This window comes from Corynebacterium sp. HMSC05D08 (assembly GCF_001807215.1).
GTDB lineage: Bacteria > Actinomycetota > Actinomycetes > Mycobacteriales > Mycobacteriaceae > Corynebacterium > Corynebacterium striatum.
The window spans coordinates 119049-135847 of the sequence record NZ_KV788361.1 but is presented as its reverse complement, the minus strand read 5'-3'; the positions used below and the strand labels follow the sequence as shown (position 1 = coordinate 135847).

The following is a 16799-nucleotide window of genomic DNA, read 5'->3' as shown; positions in this document are numbered from 1 at the left end:
TGCCAAATTGGCGCCGATTTCTTTCACATTTGCGCCACGATTTGGCAATCAGGGCGGCTTTCTCTTGCACGCCCCTTAAAACTACGACCGCCCCTAACTGCTACATAGTCTCGGAATTCCGGCAGGAAATCCCCACGCTCTAGCAGCTAGGGGCATCGGACGGTTTACTGCTGACGCGCCCGCCACGCTTCTACACGGGCAGCGTTACGCTCTTCTTCAGAGAAGGGGCTTGACGACGACGTGGCAAACTCCATCTTGAGATTAAGCAAGGTATGTGGGGAGCCTTTGCCGATTTGCGCTGCCGCTGCCATAACTTCCTCGCGACTACCTGCGCTGATCGCGAATCCAGTAGACAGTGCGTCTTCTAGGCTAAGAATCTCCCCGGCAATCAGCATCCGGCGGGCCCATGAGCCGCCGACAAGCAGCTGAAGATTGCGCACAGTAGCAGGATCAACGCCGATGCCCATTTTGGCTACTGGCAAGCTAAAGCTGATGGCTTGGGCGGCGGATGCCGCCGGGGCTACAAAGCGGATATCGCAAGCCATGGCGAGCATCATTCCGGCACCGATAGCGGGGCCTTCGATCCAAGCGATGACAGGGACCGGTAATCGGGCAATCTTTGCGAAGAGTGCCTCAAGGGTCGGGTACAACTCGCCTTGAAAATTTTGGGAAGTCAGATCAGCGCCCGCGCTGAACACGGGGCCGTCTGCTTCAAGTAGAACTGTCGACGCGCCTGCTTCAACCGCAGCATCTAATGCTATTGCCAAGTCCTTGCAGAGCGCCACGCTTAACGCGTTGCGTTTTTCTGCACGCGTGAGGCGTACGCTCCACAAGCCACTCTCGAGTTCGGCGGCGGCGACGAGGCTAGACATCGAATTTAATCACCAATTTGATCGCGACCACGCATAACGATTTGCGGGTCAGGCTCGCCAACTACCTCGTGGTCCTTGTTGGTGTACTCAAACTTAGAGAGCACGTAGCGCATAGCGTTGATGCGAGCGCGCTTCTTGTCGTTGGACTTGATGGTGATCCACGGGGACTCTTCGGTATCCGTGTAGCGGAACTGCTCTTCCTTGGCGCGGGTGTAATCATCCCACTTATCTAGGGAAGCTAGATCCATCGGGGAAAGCTTCCACTGACGCACTGGGTCAATCTGGCGAATAGCGAAGCGGGTGCGCTGTTCCTTACGAGTGACGGAGAACCACAGCTTGGTCAGGGAAATACCAGAGCCAAGAATCATGTTCTCAAGCATCGGGACTTCGCGCAGGAACTCTGCGTGCTGGGACTCGGTGCAAAAACCCATGACGCGTTCGACGCCAGAACGGTTGTACCAGGAGCGGTCGAAGAAAACGATTTCGCCGCCGGCTGGGAAGTGCTGAATATAGCGCTGGAAGTACCAAGAGGTCGACTCACGTGGGGACGGCTTCTCCAATGCGACGGTGCGCGCACCACGTGGGTTGAGGTGCTCATTAAAGCGCTTGATGGTGCCACCCTTGCCGGCTGCATCTCGACCTTCAAAAAGGATAATGTGGCGCTGGCCGGTTTCTTTGGTCCAGTTCTGCCACTTCAGCAGCTCGATTTGGAGCGCACGCTTGGTGCTCTCATACTCATCGCGCGACAAGCGCTCTTCGTACGGGTAGTTCTCCCGCCAGGTTTCAATTGGCGAACCATCCGGCATGATGAGGGCCGGGTCGTCCTCGTCAGAATCATCGACGACGTAGCCGTCGGTCTTAGCAAGGTCAATCTCAGGAAGTTCGTCGTCTTTAATGTCAGCCATACTTAAAAGTTTACCGGTCACCCAACTATTCGGCGCGTTAAATTACACTACAGCTCCACCGATTTACCCCTAAGCCCTCCCCCACCCAGACATAGCAAAAGAGCCCCACCAAAAGGTGAGGCTCTTAGAAATCGCTTACGCGATAGGGATGTTCTTAGACGAACATACCGATCAGCTTGGAAGCGCCGTCAGCAGCTTCAACCAGCGGGCCAACGATCTTGTAGGCCAGGTCGAAGATGAACTTCAGCGGCTGGAGGATGCCCTCAGAGGAGGCTGCGAACTGGGAAGAGAAGTCAGACATAGTGTCTCCTTAAATTTAAAAAATCGAATGAAGATTGAAACCAAGTCTTACTTGGAAGAGTGGAGGCCCTTGAAGGCTTCCCAGGTGGAGGAGAGCTCCTTGATCGGAGCAGCGTCGCCGCCCAGGAACAGGTTCAGGAAACCGTTCAGGCCAGTGAACACGCTGTTCCAGCCCTTCCAGGTGTCAACGAAGTTGTCGAGGTGGGTCTGAACGAGGGAGAGATCCATTATGAAGCTCCTATATGTGAATTCCGGGAATCAAAGTTTGATACGCCCGGAGGGGTTTGCGGTTTTGCAGACACCCTCTGTGGGCGTCACGGGAAACCATTTTGTCACAATCTGGCGACAAGGCAAGTTGAAACGCGAGTGAGATTTTCGCCAGTTTGCAATAAGCCGCGTTACAGATTTGAGGCTATGACATTAAACACATTGATGGCGAAACTTATTTACCAGCGAAAATAATGATCCGATCACCGACTCAACTTAAGAATATATGCGCACCCGTAACGGATCCTGGCTAGTTTTCGACATAGCAAAACCGCTCGCAAATGCTTTAGAAAGCTTTTTCCGCCCCTCACTTTTTACCCTATACCGGGGGCGAATCGACCCCGCCAGAAGCCACCACGTCGCCTTGGCCGATGGGCGCATGGGATAGAAATTGATTTCGCAAGTCTCATTCGATTCACTTGCGCCATATCAGCAACAGCGCGGAGATTACCTCATCCCTGCCGAGAAGGCAGTGCGCACGACCCCGCAAGGGGCGCCCCCACGGCGACCGTCGCCCAGCCGTACACGTCTCGATCTAGCGGCGTCTGCCGCGACCCTGCACACTTTTGCCGAAAGGTTGGTAGCGACACGCGCGATGAAACATCGGAAAGTAGCTCCAGGCGCCCACCTGACCCCTTTTGCCCGCCGTCCTTCCCATGGCGCCTACAGCATGACAAAAGCGCGCCAGCGCCCCTCACGGGGCATCAGCGCGCCTAATTACTAAGCGGTGCGTCTACTGACTATTAGAAGCCCATACCGCCCATAGCATCAGCCTCTGGCATGCCAGCACCAGCGCCAGCCGGCTGCGGCTTGTCAGCGACAACAGCCTCAGTGGTCAGGAACAGCGCTGCGATGGAAGCAGCGTTCTGCAGTGCGGAGCGGGTGACCTTGACCGGGTCATTGATGCCAGCAGACATCAGGTCAACGTACTCGCCGGTTGCAGCATTCAGACCCTGGCCAGCAGGCAGGGATGCAACCTTGTCAGCAACAACGCCCGGCTCCAGGCCAGCGTTGTGAGCAATCTGCTTCAGCGGTGCAGACAGTGCCTCACGAACGATCTTCACACCGGTTGCTTCGTCGCCGGTGAGGTTATCCAGCGCATCCAGAGCGGAAGCAGCCTGCAGCAGCGCAACGCCACCGCCGGCAACGATGCCCTCTTCAACGGCAGCCTTTGCGTTGCGGACTGCGTCCTCAATGCGGTGCTTGCGCTCCTTGAGCTCAACCTCAGTTGCCGCGCCAACCTTCAGGACAGCAACGCCGCCAGCCAGCTTGGCCAGGCGCTCCTGCAGCTTCTCACGGTCGTAATCAGAATCGGAGTTCTCAATCTCAGCGCGGATCTGCTTGATGCGGCCGTCGATCTGCTCCTGGTTGCCAGCACCCTGGACGATGGTGGTGTCATCCTTGGTGACAACAACCTTGCGCGCCTGGCCGAGGTACTCAATCTCAGCGGTCTCGAGGGAAAGACCAACCTCTTCGGAGATGACCTGGCCGCCGGTCAGGATAGCCATATCCTGCAGGGTAGCCTTGCGGCGGTCGCCGAAGCCCGGAGCCTTAACAGCAACGGACTTGAAGGTGCCACGGATCTTGTTCACGACGAGGGTGGACAGTGCTTCGCCCTCAACGTCTTCGGCGATGATCAGCAGCGGCTTGCCAGTCTGCATGACCTTCTCCAGCAGCGGAACGAGGTCCTTGATGTTAGAGATCTTGGAAGAAACCAGCAGGATGTACGGATCCTCGAGGACTGCCTCCTGACGCTCCATATCAGTAGCGAAGTAACCGGAGATGTAGCCCTTGTCGAAGCGCATACCCTCAGTAACCTCGAGGTCCACGCCAAAGGTGTTGGACTCTTCAACGGTGATAACGGAATCCTTGTTCACGGATCCGTTGCCCACGGTGTACATAGCCTCAGCAATCTTGGCACCGATTGCCGGGTCAGCCGCGGAGATGCCCGCGGTGGTTGCGATTTCTTCCTGGGTCTCAATCTCCTTTGCGGAGGAGAGCAGAGAGTCAACAACAGCCTTGGTTGCGGACTCGATACCGCGCTTGATGCCCATAGGGTTAGAACCAGCGGCTACGTTGCGCAGGCCCTCACGAACCAGTGCCTGTGCGAGAACGGTAGCGGTGGTAGTGCCGTCACCGGCAACGTCGTCAGTCTTCTTGGCGACTTCCTTAACCAGCTCAGCGCCGATCTTCTCGTAAGGATCTTCCAGCTCGATCTCGCGAGCGATGGAGACACCATCGTTAGTAATGGTCGGGGCGCCCCAGGACTTCTCCAGGACGACGTTGCGGCCCTTAGGGCCGAGGGTGACCTTAACTGCGTCGGCCAGCGTATTCAGACCACGCTCAAGGCCGCGACGTGCCTCTTCATCGAAGGCAATAATCTTTGCCATTGTGTTTGTGCTCCTTAGTTTTGTTTAGGACGACACTCACGTCTGTATCTATACGGACGCCCGCGACGGCACGGCTGGTGAGTGTGGACCAGCCTCAACCACATAGATGGGGTTTTCTGGCACTTGCCCTATGGGAGTGCTAGCGACCATTCTGGCACTCCCCTACTACGAGTGCAAGGTAGGACACGAGCTGCCCGGCACGCTATAAGCGAACACCCGCGCCGGTAAACGGCGCGGGTGTAAAAAGGCGCGGGTGTGAAACGGCGCGGGTGCGAAAAGGTCGGCGCGGGTGTGAAAAAGAACGGCGAGGGCGTAGGCAGCGCCGGAAAGCGCTAGCTCTTGGTGACCTTTGACTTGGTCCAGCGGTAAGCAAAGCCGATGCCCACCACGAACAAGATGATGCCCAGGACGTTGGAGACGGTGCCACCTTCGAAAATCTCCAGCGGAGACTCCCCGCCGGAGGCCGCGATGATGGCGGCGTTGACCACGCCGAACAGGGACTCACCAACAATAAGGCCAGTTGCCAGCAGAGTGCCCATGCGCTTAGAGAAGTCAGGGTTGGATTGCTTGGCGGCCCACTTGTCATAGAAGTAGCCCAAGATGGCGCCGATCGGGATGATGATGGTCAGCGAGGCCGGCAGGTACATGCCCATGCCAACAGCCAGCGGAGACAGCGAGTACTTGCTGGTGGTCTTGCGCAAGACCTCGTCGATGACGATGAGCACAGCGCCGATAGCCGCGCCGGTAAAGATAAGGTTCCAATCCAGCGAGCTATCAAAGATGCCAGAAGCCACCGACGACATAAGCGCAGCCTGCGGTGCAGCGAGGGCGTCTTCGCCGGCGCCTTCCATGCCCTGGAAGCCAAAGCCGGTGAGCATGACCTGCAGAATCGGCGGGATGACCACAGAGCCAAACAGCACACCGATGATGAGTGCCACCTGCTGCTTCCACGGGGTCGCCCCGACGAGCTGGCCGGTCTTGAGATCCTGCAAGTTGTCGTTGGAAATCGTGGCGATGCCAAAGACAATCGCCGCGGTGAACAAGGTGTAGGCCACGAGCGAAAGCGGTTCCGCAGAGGTACCGCGGGTAACAGCGGCGATAAGCAGCGAGGCCGCGAGCACAGCAATGATGCCCACGGAGGAAATCGGCGAGTTCGACGCACCGATAAGGCCCGCCATGTAGCCACACACAGAGGCCACGATGAGGCCCACCAACAGGGTGAACAGGACGGAGACCGTAATGAGCACGCCCATGTGCTCGTGGATATCAGTGCCCGAGATAAAGTCCCACAGCAGCAGCGCAATCGGGACCATCAAAATGACGATGGTGCCTAGGACATAAGGGAATGGGATGTCGCGCTCAGCCACGTCCACGTTTTGGCCGGCTTTGCGCTGGCGGGAAGAGGCCAGGGACTCGGAGATGCCCTTGACGATTGGGCCGGTGATCTTGAGGAGCGTCCAGATGGCGGCGATAGCCATGGCGCCCACGCCGATGAAGCGAATCTCACCAGAGAATACGGAGTCGACGGTATCGGCAAGCGCGGTGGCGTCGAGTCCGCCAATGTCGCCGGCGGTGTGCATCGGCAACAGGATGAAGAAGGAGATGACAACGCCCACGAGCATTGCGATACCCACGGACATGCCAACCAGGTGACCCACGCCGATGAGCGCCATGGACAGCGAGGTACCCAGGGTGGTGGCACCGGAGCCCAGCTTGAAGTAGGTAGACACTGACGAGGCCACGGCCTTCATCGCGGCAAGCAGAGCCAACGCTGCGGAGATGATGCCGCCAACGAGGATGACGCGCAGGCCCTTGGCGTTTTCTTCATGGGCGGCTGCGGAAGCGCCGTTGTCGGCGCCGACCTTAAGCACCTCCGCGGCGGCGACGCCCTCCGGGTAAGGCAGGTCGGAGCCCGTCACCAAGGCACGGCGCAGCGGGATGGAGTACATCACGCCGAGTACGCCACCGATGGCGCAGACCGCAGCAGTCTCCCAGAAGCTAAAGCCCTTCCAATAACCCACCATGACCAAGCCCGGCAGGACGAAGATGATGGCAGAGAGGGTGCCAGCGGCAGACGCAATGGTCTGCACGATGTTGTTCTCTTTGATGTTGTGACCTGCGAACCTGCGCAGCACGGCCATGGAGATGACGGCTGCCGGAATCGACGTAGCAAAAGTCAGGCCGACTTTGAGGCCGAGGTAGACGTTGGCAGCGGTGAATACCAGTGTGATCAGTCCACCGATGAGAATGCCACGCAGTGTGAGCTCGCGCAGTGTTGGACCAGCAGAAGCTGGCGAGGACGAAGCGGGGGCGGCGTTGTGTGCCATGCCGAATTCCTTCTAGTGAGAAATCTATTTAGATTCTGTAATTAAGTACCCATAAACCCTAGTCCACACGGGCAGAAACTCAAACGTTCAGGCATCCCTACGCGGCGGGTATGTTAGTGAGCATGACTGCTATTTCTGAATTCATCACCGCTGACCGCGAGCGCATCTTCGCTCAGCTCAAGGAGCTCGTCTCCTTCAACTCCGTTCACAATGAGCCAGGTCTGGAAGAAGAGTGCGCCAAGGCCGCCGCATGGGTCCGCTCCGCATTGACCGAAGCAGGCGTCGACGTCGAGGCCATTCCTACTGCTGACGGCTCCACCGCGCTCGTCGGCAAGCGCGCGGGCAAAGAGGGCGCCAAGACCGTGCTGCTCTACTCCCACTACGATGTTGTCCCCGTCGGCCCGCGTGAACCGTGGGAGTCCGATCCGCTGACCCTAACCGAGCGCCCATCCGCCTCCGGCGAGGTGCGTTGGTACGGCCGCGGCGCAGCGGACTGCAAGGGCAACGTCGCAATGCACTTGGCTGCCCTGCGCGCGATCGACGCCAACGGCGGCACCGACCTCAACCTCACCTTCCTCATCGAAGGCTCCGAGGAGCGCGGCGGCGAGGGCCTGTCCGCCCTCATCGAGGAGCGCCCGGAGCTGTTTGCTGCCGACGCCATCCTCATCGCCGACGCCGGCAATGCCAAGGCCGGCCTGCCTACCCTGACCACCTCCCTGCGCGGCGGCGCGCAGATCTACGTGCAGGTTGACACCCTCGAGGCGGGCGTGCACTCCGGTCAGTTTGGCGGCGCAGCTCCCGACGCCGTCAAGGCACTCATGCGCGCACTCGATTCTCTCAGCGACGAGCATGGTCGCACGGTTATCGATGGCGTCGACTGCGCAGGCTCCTGGCCGCTGGCGGAAGGCCAGACCAGTGCCTACGCTCCGGAGGACTTCCGTTCCGATGCACAGATGCTCGACGGCACCGAGATCATGGGTTCCCAGGATCCGGCAGGCGCCACCGAGATCGCCGACATGATCTGGGCTCGCCCGGCAATTACCGTTACCGGCTTCACCTCCACCCCGGTTGCCGAGGCCGTCAACGCAGTTCCGGCCACCGCTGCTGCAAACCTCAACCTGCGCACCCCAGCCACCATGGACCCCCGCTCTACCGCGGAGGCCGTGGCCGAGCACCTGAAGAAGCACGTGCCGTGGGGCGCGCACATCACGGTCGAGATCCTCGAGGCTAACCGTGGCTTTGAAACCGATCCGGAAAAGCCAGCCGCGACGCTGCTCGGCGAGTGCCTCGCCGAAGCCTACGGCACAGAAACCGTCTCCCAGGGCATGGGCGGTTCCATCCCACTGACCGTGGAGCTGCAGGAGAAGCACCCGAATGCCGAGATCGCACTCTTCGGCGTTGAGGATCCGAAGGCCACCATCCACTCCGCCAACGAGTCTGTGGATCCAACGGAGATCGAAAAGATTGCTACTGCCGAGGCTTACTTCCTCCAGCGCTTCGCCTAAAACCAACCTGCCAGATCAGTTAACAGATCAAGTTAAGAGAGCCAAAGGTACTTTTATTCAGGGGTACGCCACGACGGCGTGCCCCTGTGTGCTGCCAAACTGGCCCCATATATAACTGCCTCCTTAAAAATCTGTGACTTTCAGAAAGTCGGCAGGTATAGTCGCCAGTATTGGCTGCGCCATTCGTGATGCGTCCCCAAACCTGTTTTCTCCAATTTTCAACGCTTGCGGTGAATGCTTGGAGCATGACTTCCATACATCCACCCTTGCGCCCTCGGCGTCAATGCGGTGAGAAAAGGGGGCGTTGACGCTGCCAGTGGCACCTTCCTAGGTTCCTTTCAAAGTGGTTCATTAACCGGCCAGATGCCTCTGCTTCGGCCCGCGATGAGTTCATCGGCGCATGCTTGAATTTGAATACATGTCACACGTGCGCCACTGTGTTCGTGCGGCTCCGAACGAGAAGGAGACCTGAGCCTAGCTGTGATAGCTGTCTTGAGTGCCTTGGTGCTGGCCACCATCATCGCGCCCTTCCTCATATTTTTTGTTGGCCGTCCTGCTTTTGGCGCACTCGCTATTGTCCCCGGCGCGGGCTTTTTCTGGGTCCTCAAACAACTCACCACCGGCGCCTTCCGTGACGGTGCCACGCTGCGCTACACCATGGAGTGGATGCCGGACGCGAACCTCAACGTCGATCTGCGCATGGACGCGCTCTCTGCCCTCTTTAGCCTCATCATTTTGGGCGTCGGCGCTTTGGTTCTGCTCTATTGCTGGGGCTACTTCGACCAGACTCCCCGGCGTCTGGCCATGTTTGGCTCCCAGATGGTCTGCTTTGCCACCGCGATGTATGGACTGGTCATCTCCGATAGCTTCCTGATGATGTACGTGTTCTGGGAAGTGACCTCCCTGCTGTCCTACCTCCTGGTGAGCTACTACGGCGAACGCGCCTCCTCGCGTCACGCCGCGCAGCAGGCGCTCATGGTCACCACCCTGGGCGGCCTCGCCATGCTCATGGGCATCATCCTGCTCGGCCGCCAAACGGGCACGTGGACGTTTAGTGAGATCGAGACTTTCGACCGCCTCGCCCAGACCCCGTACATCACGATTGCCATCGTGTTCATCTTGGCCGGCGCACTGAGTAAATCCGCCATCGCCCCCGCGCACTTCTGGCTGCCCGGCGCCATGGCCGCGCCGACGCCGGTCTCTGCCTACCTGCACTCCGCTGCGATGGTGAAGGCCGGTATCTACCTGGTTGCGCGCTTGGCACCGGAGTTCCACGAGGTGGCCACCTGGCATCTCGTCGTGCTGCCGCTTGGCACCTTAACGATGCTGTTGGGCGGTTGGATGGCCCTCAAGCAGCGCGACCTCAAGCTCATCTTGGCTTATGGCACCGTCTCACAGTTGGGCTTCATCACCACCATCGTGGCCATTGGCTCACGCGAGGCATTGCAGGCAGGCCTCGCGCTGACCTTTGCGCATTCCCTGTTCAAGGCTGCGCTGTTTATGATCGTTGGTGCCATCGACCATGCGTCGGGAACGCGCGACATCGACAAGCTCTCTGGCCTCGGCAAGGCAAAGCCCGGCCTGTACCTGCTTGCCATTATTCCGGCACTGTCCATGGCGGGCATCCCTCCCCTGCTGGGCTTTGTGGCCAAGGAAGCCACGCTTGAAACCATCCTCCACGAGGAGCTGCTCGTTGGCATGCCACGCAACATGCTCTTGGTGGGCGTCGTCGTGGGCTCCATGCTGACCATGGCCTACGCGCTGCGCTTCCTGTGGGGCGCCTTCGCCACGAAGAAAGACGCTGCGGGCCAAAGCCGCGGCACTTCCGACGCCGTGGCCGACATGCATGCGCTCTCCCCGCTGTTGTGGATTCCGCCTGCGGGCCTCACGGCCCTGACCATCTTCTTCGGCGTCAATCCACAGCCGCTTTCCCTCGGCATCAACCAGCACCTCAACAACATCTTCGGCGCTGACGAGCACACCTACCTCGCTCTGTGGCACGGCTGGACAGTACCGCTGGGCATCTCCGTAGTCATCGTCGTGGCCGCTATCATCCTCCACTGGCAGCGCGCAGAACTGGCCAAGTGGCAGTTCCAGTACCCGGCTTTGGGCTCAGCAGACCAGGCCTACGACACCGTCATCAACAGCCTGCGTCAGCTCTCGCTGCACACCACCGCTTCCACGCAGCGCGGCTCCCTGCAGATGAACATGTCGATCATCTTCGCCACCCTCATGGTGCTGCCGGTCATCATGCTCATCCGCGGCGACCTCACCAACGTACGCATGATCGTGGCGGAAAACCCGTGGCAGATCGTTGCTGCGCTCATCATCATCGTCTGTGCTGTCGCTGCCACCGTGACGGACAATAGGCTGTCTGGCGTCATCATCGTTGGCGTCACCGGCTACGCACTGTCCTTCCTCTTTGCGCTGCATGGCGCACCTGACTTAGCCCTGACCCAGTTGCTCGTGGAGACCATCATCATGGTCTTGTTCATGCTGGTTCTGCGCCGCATGCCGGCTAATACCGAGTGGAAGCAGGACCCCAAGATGGGTCGCCTGCGCGCCTGGCTCGCGGTTGGCGTGGGCCTTACCGTGACGCTCGTGGGAATATTCGCCATCAATGCCCGCCGCTCCAACCCCATTTCCGAGTTCATGCCGGAACTAGCCAAAGAAATCGGACACGGCGCCAACACCGTGAACGTACTGTTGGTGGACCTGCGCGCCTGGGATACCTTCGGTGAGATCACCGTGTTGGTTATCGCCGCCACGGGTATCGCATCGCTGATTTATCGCACCCAATCCTTCACCCGCGACTCGCGCCGCCCCACCCTGCAGGTCACTGGGCGCCGCTGGCTGGCGGCAGGCGTGGAATCAGAACAGGCCCTCAACCGCTCCCTCATGGTGGATGTCGCCACGCGACTGCTCTTCCCCTCGATGATCGCGCTCTCGCTGTACTTCTACTTCTCCGGCCACAATGCACCCGGCGGCGGCTTCGCCGGCGGCTTGGTCGCGGCGCTGGCTCTTATCCTGCGCTACCTGGCAGGTGGCCGCGCTGAGCTCGACGAGGCGCTACCCATCGACGGCGGGCGCACCATGGGCACCGGATTGCTCATCTCGGTGGGCTCGGTGGTTGTGCCGCTGGCCTTCAACCACCCGCCTTTGACCACCGGCTACACCAAGGTGGCGGTGCCGCTCATAGGCGATGTCTCGCTGCCCTCCGCGTTGGTCTTCGACGCGGGCGTCTACCTCATCGTGGTGGGCCTGACCTTGTACATCCTCAACTCGCTCGGCGGCAAGCTTGACGAGGAAGAGGAGATGCGTAAGCAGCGTGCCCGTGACCGTGCCCGCTCGCTCGCGCGCCGCCAGAAAGAACGAACCTCCTCCCGTGAGAAGAACGCGGCGGGCGCCACGCGGGCGTCGTCAAGCGCAGCGCAACCCGATGCCCCAAGCACAACGCAAGCCCACACCACCGGAAAGGAGAGCTAAGAATGGAAGCCAATCTGTTCCTTCTCCTCGCCGCAGGCGTGCTGTGCGGTGCTGGCGTGTATCTCATGCTTGACCGCGCCATGACCAAGATGCTGCTTGGCATCCTGCTGCTGGGCAATGGCGCCAACCTGCTGCTTCTGCAGGCTGGCGGGCAGGCGGGATCGCCGCCTATCGACGGCCGCGAGACCGCCCAATACGGTGAGAACATCGCGGACCCACTGGCCCAAGGCATGATCCTGACAGCCATCGTGATCTCCATGGCGCTGACAGGATTTATCCTGACCCTGGCCTACCGCCAGTACCGCTACCGCACCGCCGACGTTATTGAGGACGACGCGGAAGATACCGCAATCGCGGCCCTGGCCGCCCGCCCGGGCAACGCCGCCGCGGCCCCTGATCATGACGCGTCCAACGACCCAGCCACTGGCCGCGCCACCAAGGAAGGCGACGCCTTTGGCCCAGCCTTCTTCGAGGAACCCGTAAAGGAGGCAAACGATGACTGAGACCCTGCTTCCGCTGGTTAGCTTCCTGCTTCCTTACACGGGCTTCCTCATCCCCATGCCCGTGGTCATCCCGGCGCTCGCCGCGGCCTTGTCGATGCTGTGCGCCCGGTTCCCCGGCGCCCAGCGCCAGATCGCATTCTTCTCTTTGCTTTTGCTGGCAGCGGTCAATGCGCTGCTGATCTTGATCGCCGACACCGCGGGCATTCAGACCCTGCAAGTCGGCGGCTGGGACGCACCCGTAGGCATCACGCTGGTGGCCGATCGTCTCTCCACGGTGATGCTCTTTACCTCGTCCGTGGTCTTGTTCTCAGTGATGTGGTACGCCATCTCGCAGGGTATTCGCGACGGTTCCAAGGACGAGCCCGTCGCCGTCTTCCTGCCGACGTACATGCTGCTGACCATGGGCGTGAACGTCTCCTTCTTGGCCGGCGATCTGTTCAACCTGTATGTGGGATTCGAGATCTTCCTCGTGGCCTCCTATGTTCTGCTCACGCTGGGCGCCTCGCCCGCCCGCGTGCGCGCCGGCGTGGGCTACGTTATGGTCTCGATGGCCTCCTCTCTCATCTTCGTGCTCGCCCTCGCATATGTCTACGCGGCAGTGGGCACCATGAACATGGCGCAAATCGGCATGCGCATGGAGGACGTCCCGGAGGGCACCCGTACGGCGATCTTCTCGGTGCTGCTCATCGCCTTCGGCATCAAGGCCGCCATCTTCCCGCTGGATGCCTGGCTGCCGGACTCCTATCCCACCGCGCCTTCCCTGGTCACGGCAGTCTTTGCGGGCTTGCTCACCAAGGTCGGCGTCTACGCCATCATTCGTGCACGCACCTCCATCTTTACCGGCGGCGGCCTAGATCAGTTGCTCATGTGGGTAGCGCTGGCCACGATGCTCGTGGGTATCTTAGGTGCGATGGCGCAGTCTGACATCAAACGACTTTTGTCATTTACGCTGGTGAGCCACATCGGCTACATGATCTTTGGGGTGTCCCTCGGCACCGCACAGGGTCTGTCCGGCGCCATCTTCTACGCGGTGCACCACATTCTGGTCCAGACCGCGCTCTTCCTGGTGGTGGGCCTCATCGAGCGTCAGGCGGGTACCTCCTCCCTGCGCCGCTTGGGCTCGCTGATTTACAGCGCCCCGCTCATCGCAATTTTGTACTTCATCCCGGCCATGAACCTGGGCGGCATCCCGCCATTTTCCGGCTTCCTCGGCAAGGTCATCTTGCTGCAGGCCGGCGCGAACGAGGGCTCATGGCAGGCCTGGGTCCTGATTGGCGGCGCGGTCCTGACCTCGCTGCTCACGCTCTACGTCATGGTTCTAGTGTGGGCTAAGGGATTCTTGCGCGACCGCGCCGATGCCCCAGAAGGCAACATGGCATTGGCGCACCCTTCGCCGCTTTCCGACGTCACGGATGTCATCGAGCTCGAAGAGCGCCAGGACGTGGGCAAGGTGCCTTTCGGCATGCTGGCTTCCACCTCCCTGTTGGTGTTGGCGTCAGTGTCGATTACCTTCCTAGCCGGCCCCATTTCCGGTGTGACCAGCCGCGCAGCCGAGTCTGCGCAGGATGACACCATCTACCGCTATGCGGTGCTGGGCGACAACGCTGATAATCCTTCCCGAACCCTGATCCAGAAGGATCGATACAAAAACGACGCTGACTCCTTCGAGCAGCGCCGCTCCCCCATTGAGCAGCCGCAGCCCGGCGTCGATTCCGTGGCTCCCGCCGCGCTCACCAGCGCACCAGAGAAGAAGGAGGGGCAGCGATGAAATTTTCTGGCATTCGCCACCGCTTCCGCCCGTGGTTCATAGCTTGGATCACCGTCATGTGGTGCCTGCTCATGGGCGAGGTCACCGTGGCCAACCTCGTGGGTGGCTTGTTGGTAGGCCTCTTCGTGGTCTTAGCGCTACCACTTCCAAAGATGCCGATTTCCGGGGTGAAAGTCTCGTGGGGCAAGCTCGTCCTTTTCATGCTGCATTGGACGTGGGACCTTTTCCACGCTTCCCTGAAGGTGGGCTGGTTGGCGGTGCGCCCCCAGGAACCACCCAAGACGGCGATTCTGGAATTGCCGATGCGCCTCGACAGCGAGTTCATCCTCTCCCTCGCGGTGAGCCTGTACAACCTGCAGCCGGGTGGAACCGTCACCGACATCGATATCGCGAACCGCATGCTGACTATCCACATTCTGGACGCGGAGTCGGAAGCCGAGATCGAAAAGGAGATTGCCCAGGTGGCACAGCTCGAAGCATCCATGATTGAGATTTTTGAAAGGAGCCATCCCTGATGGATCCGCAGCTTTATGGCATTTTGCTCACCATCGCGGCAGGGCTTTTGGTGGTGGCGTTCTTGATCACTGTCTGGCGCATCATCGTGGGCCCCAACTCGCTGGATCGCCTGGTGGGTATGGATGGCCTCGTGGCCATGTTCCAGTGTGCGCTGGCCACTTATATTTGCTGGACGCTCAACACAACGGTGGTCTCAGCGATGCTAGTGGTGGCTCTGCTGGGCTTCATCTCCACTGTTTCGGTCACCAGGTTTAGAAAGAGGGACCCGCAATGAGCTATCACCTTTTCGCTGACGTCATCTCGATTGTCTTGATTCTCATCGGCTCCTTGCTCGTCCTCGCCGCAGCGATCGGCGTGGCGCGTTTCCCAGACACAATGTCACGCGTGCACGCCATTTCGAAGCCCCAAACCACCGGCTTGATTCTCACTATTCTCGGTGCGTTTTTCCGCATCACAGGCTCCGATTCCTTCAGCGTGACTGAGCGTGGCGATTTAGGGATTTTATTGTTACTGGTACTCTTTGCAATGATCACCAGCCCGGTGACTGCACAGCGCACCTCACGAATTGCACGACGTGAAGGCCTGTACGGTACCGCTGAAAATATGTCTCGCAACGACAAGCCAGCGACTCGTTCAATGCGTCGGAAAAAGGATTCATAGAAGCTAATGCACAGAATGAAGAGAAAACAGGGCAAGAAACTCTACGGTATGCCCACACTGTTGACTCTTTTACTGGCATTTACGGCTTTGGTGATTTACCGCTTCAGCATTTATCCCGGCCGCGACCGCGCTTTCTTCGGCAAGATCCCGTTCGACTTGAAGATTTACCAAATGGCGGGCAAGGATTTGAAAGCGGGAGGCCAGCTTTACGACGCCCCCTATATCCATGAGTTTCCCTTCACCTACCCGCCGTTTGCTGGCTGGTTTTTCGAATGGATGGCTGATTTCAGTGACCACGATCTCATGGTGATTTGGCAATGGGTCACGGGAATCGCCCTCTTCATTGTCATCATGCTTGTCATTCGCGAGCGTGGCTATCGGCTCGGGCCGCTGACCTGGCTGGTGGGAATTGCGTTGCTGGTTAGCAGTCTTGCTGCCGAACCAATCAACGGCACCTTCTACTACGGACAGATCAATATCCTGCTGATGTTCTTGGTGTCTCTGGATTTACTCCTCCCCACCAAGCTCCGCCTGCCCGGAATCGGCATTGGTATTGCCGCTGGCATGAAGCTCACCCCGGCTTACATGGGCCTCGCGTTGCTCTTCCAGAAGCGCTGGTGGGCGGCCATTGGCTCCATTGCCGCTTTCGCAGTCACTATCGGCATCGGTGTTGCCTTCGTCCCCGACGCAAAGGATTTCTGGACGGACAAGGTTTTCAACTCCAACCGTATCGGGGAAGTCGATGCCCCAGGCGCTAAGTCCCTGCGTTCTGTCCTCGCCCGTCTCACTGGCGAAGACGATACCGCGCTGTGGCTGCTGGGCGTGGCCATTATTGTCATGGTGACCATGTTGGCACTGCGTACGGCGTGGATTCGAAAGAACAGCACCGCAGCCTTTGCTCTAACCGGCTTGAGCGCTTGCTTGGTTTCGCCCTTCTCCTGGTACCACCACTTCGTGTGGGTTGTGCCCTTCGGCATTTGGGTAATGCTGGCGGTCAACGAGGCCATCGGAACGCGCCTGCGCACAGTCTGGGGCGCACAACTAGCCGCGGTAGCGTCCTTCCTGGCTCTGCTTATCGTGGAACTGCCTTTCGTGGCCGCACCGGTCTGGCTAGGGGGCTCCTCGCGCACCCTCGACGCATTGGAAACCTTCCAGCCATTGGCCTCCCTGGTGTGGCCACTAGCTTGCTTCCTCTACATCGCGGTGTACGCAATTTGGGGTTTCATGCCACAAAAGCGCACCACCGAACTGGATGCTGCGCCTACGACCAGGATCCCTACCGTTCGCGTCAAGTAGCTTG

General features: G+C 59.7%; 14 protein-coding genes. 8 read left to right on the top strand and 6 right to left on the bottom strand.

Features of this window, described 5'->3' with window-relative positions:
• Positions 1–164: 164 nt before the first annotated feature.
• The 6 genes from HMPREF3148_RS12290 to HMPREF3148_RS12270 all read right to left on the bottom strand — a co-directional run bounded on the left by HMPREF3148_RS12290 (position 165) and on the right by HMPREF3148_RS12270 (position 7061).
• Positions 165–872 (bottom strand): enoyl-CoA hydratase-related protein, encoded by a 708-nt coding sequence (locus tag HMPREF3148_RS12290; protein WP_070509226.1) that lies wholly within the window; start codon positions 870–872, stop codon positions 165–167.
• A gap of 5 nt (positions 873–877) precedes the next feature.
• Positions 878–1777, bottom strand: a complete 900-nt coding sequence (ppk2, locus tag HMPREF3148_RS12285) for a polyphosphate kinase 2 (protein WP_005529839.1) — start codon at positions 1775–1777, stop codon at positions 878–880.
• A 154-nt stretch (positions 1778–1931) separates the two neighbouring features.
• Positions 1932–2078 carry a hypothetical protein gene (locus HMPREF3148_RS13755; protein WP_005529838.1) on the bottom strand — a complete coding sequence of 49 codons (147 nt, stop codon included), beginning with the start codon at positions 2076–2078 and terminating at the stop codon, positions 1932–1934.
• Positions 2079–2125: 47 nt separating this feature from the next.
• The gene (locus HMPREF3148_RS12280; RefSeq protein WP_049147096.1) at positions 2126–2305 is read right to left on the bottom strand and encodes a hypothetical protein; all 180 of its coding nucleotides are present in this window, start codon (positions 2303–2305) and stop codon (positions 2126–2128) included.
• Positions 2306–3087: 782 nt separating this feature from the next.
• On the bottom strand, positions 3088–4734 hold the full coding sequence (groL, locus tag HMPREF3148_RS12275; RefSeq protein WP_049191868.1) for a chaperonin GroEL: 1647 nt from the start codon (positions 4732–4734) through the stop codon (positions 3088–3090).
• Positions 4735–5066: 332 nt separating this feature from the next.
• The gene (locus tag HMPREF3148_RS12270; protein ID WP_049191870.1) at positions 5067–7061 is read right to left on the bottom strand and encodes an OPT family oligopeptide transporter; all 1995 of its coding nucleotides are present in this window, start codon (positions 7059–7061) and stop codon (positions 5067–5069) included.
• 122 nt (positions 7062–7183) lie between these two features.
• Here HMPREF3148_RS12270 and HMPREF3148_RS12265 point away from each other — a divergent pair, with 122 nt between their 5' ends.
• The 8 genes from HMPREF3148_RS12265 to HMPREF3148_RS12230 all read left to right on the top strand — a co-directional run bounded on the left by HMPREF3148_RS12265 (position 7184) and on the right by HMPREF3148_RS12230 (position 16795).
• Entirely contained in the window at positions 7184–8566 is a 1383-nt protein-coding gene (locus tag HMPREF3148_RS12265) for a dipeptidase (RefSeq protein WP_049191873.1), read from the top strand.
• 480 nt (positions 8567–9046) lie between these two features.
• Positions 9047–12052 (top strand): Na+/H+ antiporter subunit A, encoded by a 3006-nt coding sequence (locus HMPREF3148_RS12260; protein WP_070509224.1) that lies wholly within the window; start codon positions 9047–9049, stop codon positions 12050–12052.
• Between the two features lie 2 nt (positions 12053–12054).
• The gene (locus HMPREF3148_RS12255) at positions 12055–12555 is read left to right on the top strand and encodes a Na(+)/H(+) antiporter subunit C (RefSeq protein ID WP_046646084.1); all 501 of its coding nucleotides are present in this window, start codon (positions 12055–12057) and stop codon (positions 12553–12555) included.
• Positions 12548–14323, top strand: a complete 1776-nt coding sequence (locus HMPREF3148_RS12250) for a Na+/H+ antiporter subunit D (protein WP_049151404.1) — start codon at positions 12548–12550, stop codon at positions 14321–14323. Before HMPREF3148_RS12255 ends, HMPREF3148_RS12250 begins: the two co-directional genes overlap by 8 nt.
• On the top strand, positions 14320–14838 hold the full coding sequence (locus HMPREF3148_RS12245; protein ID WP_046646086.1) for a Na+/H+ antiporter subunit E: 519 nt from the start codon (positions 14320–14322) through the stop codon (positions 14836–14838). The genes HMPREF3148_RS12250 and HMPREF3148_RS12245 overlap by 4 nt, the downstream gene beginning before the upstream one ends.
• Complete coding sequence (locus HMPREF3148_RS12240; protein WP_005529823.1) at positions 14838–15113, top strand: monovalent cation/H+ antiporter complex subunit F; 276 nt, start codon at positions 14838–14840, stop codon at positions 15111–15113. Before HMPREF3148_RS12245 ends, HMPREF3148_RS12240 begins: the two co-directional genes overlap by 1 nt.
• Positions 15110–15499 carry a monovalent cation/H(+) antiporter subunit G gene (locus tag HMPREF3148_RS12235; RefSeq protein WP_049063832.1) on the top strand — a complete coding sequence of 130 codons (390 nt, stop codon included), beginning with the start codon at positions 15110–15112 and terminating at the stop codon, positions 15497–15499. Before HMPREF3148_RS12240 ends, HMPREF3148_RS12235 begins: the two co-directional genes overlap by 4 nt.
• 6 nt (positions 15500–15505) lie before the next feature.
• Positions 15506–16795, top strand: coding sequence for a glycosyltransferase 87 family protein (locus HMPREF3148_RS12230; protein ID WP_070509222.1), 1290 nt, complete (start codon positions 15506–15508; stop codon positions 16793–16795).
• Positions 16796–16799 lie beyond the last annotated feature (4 nt).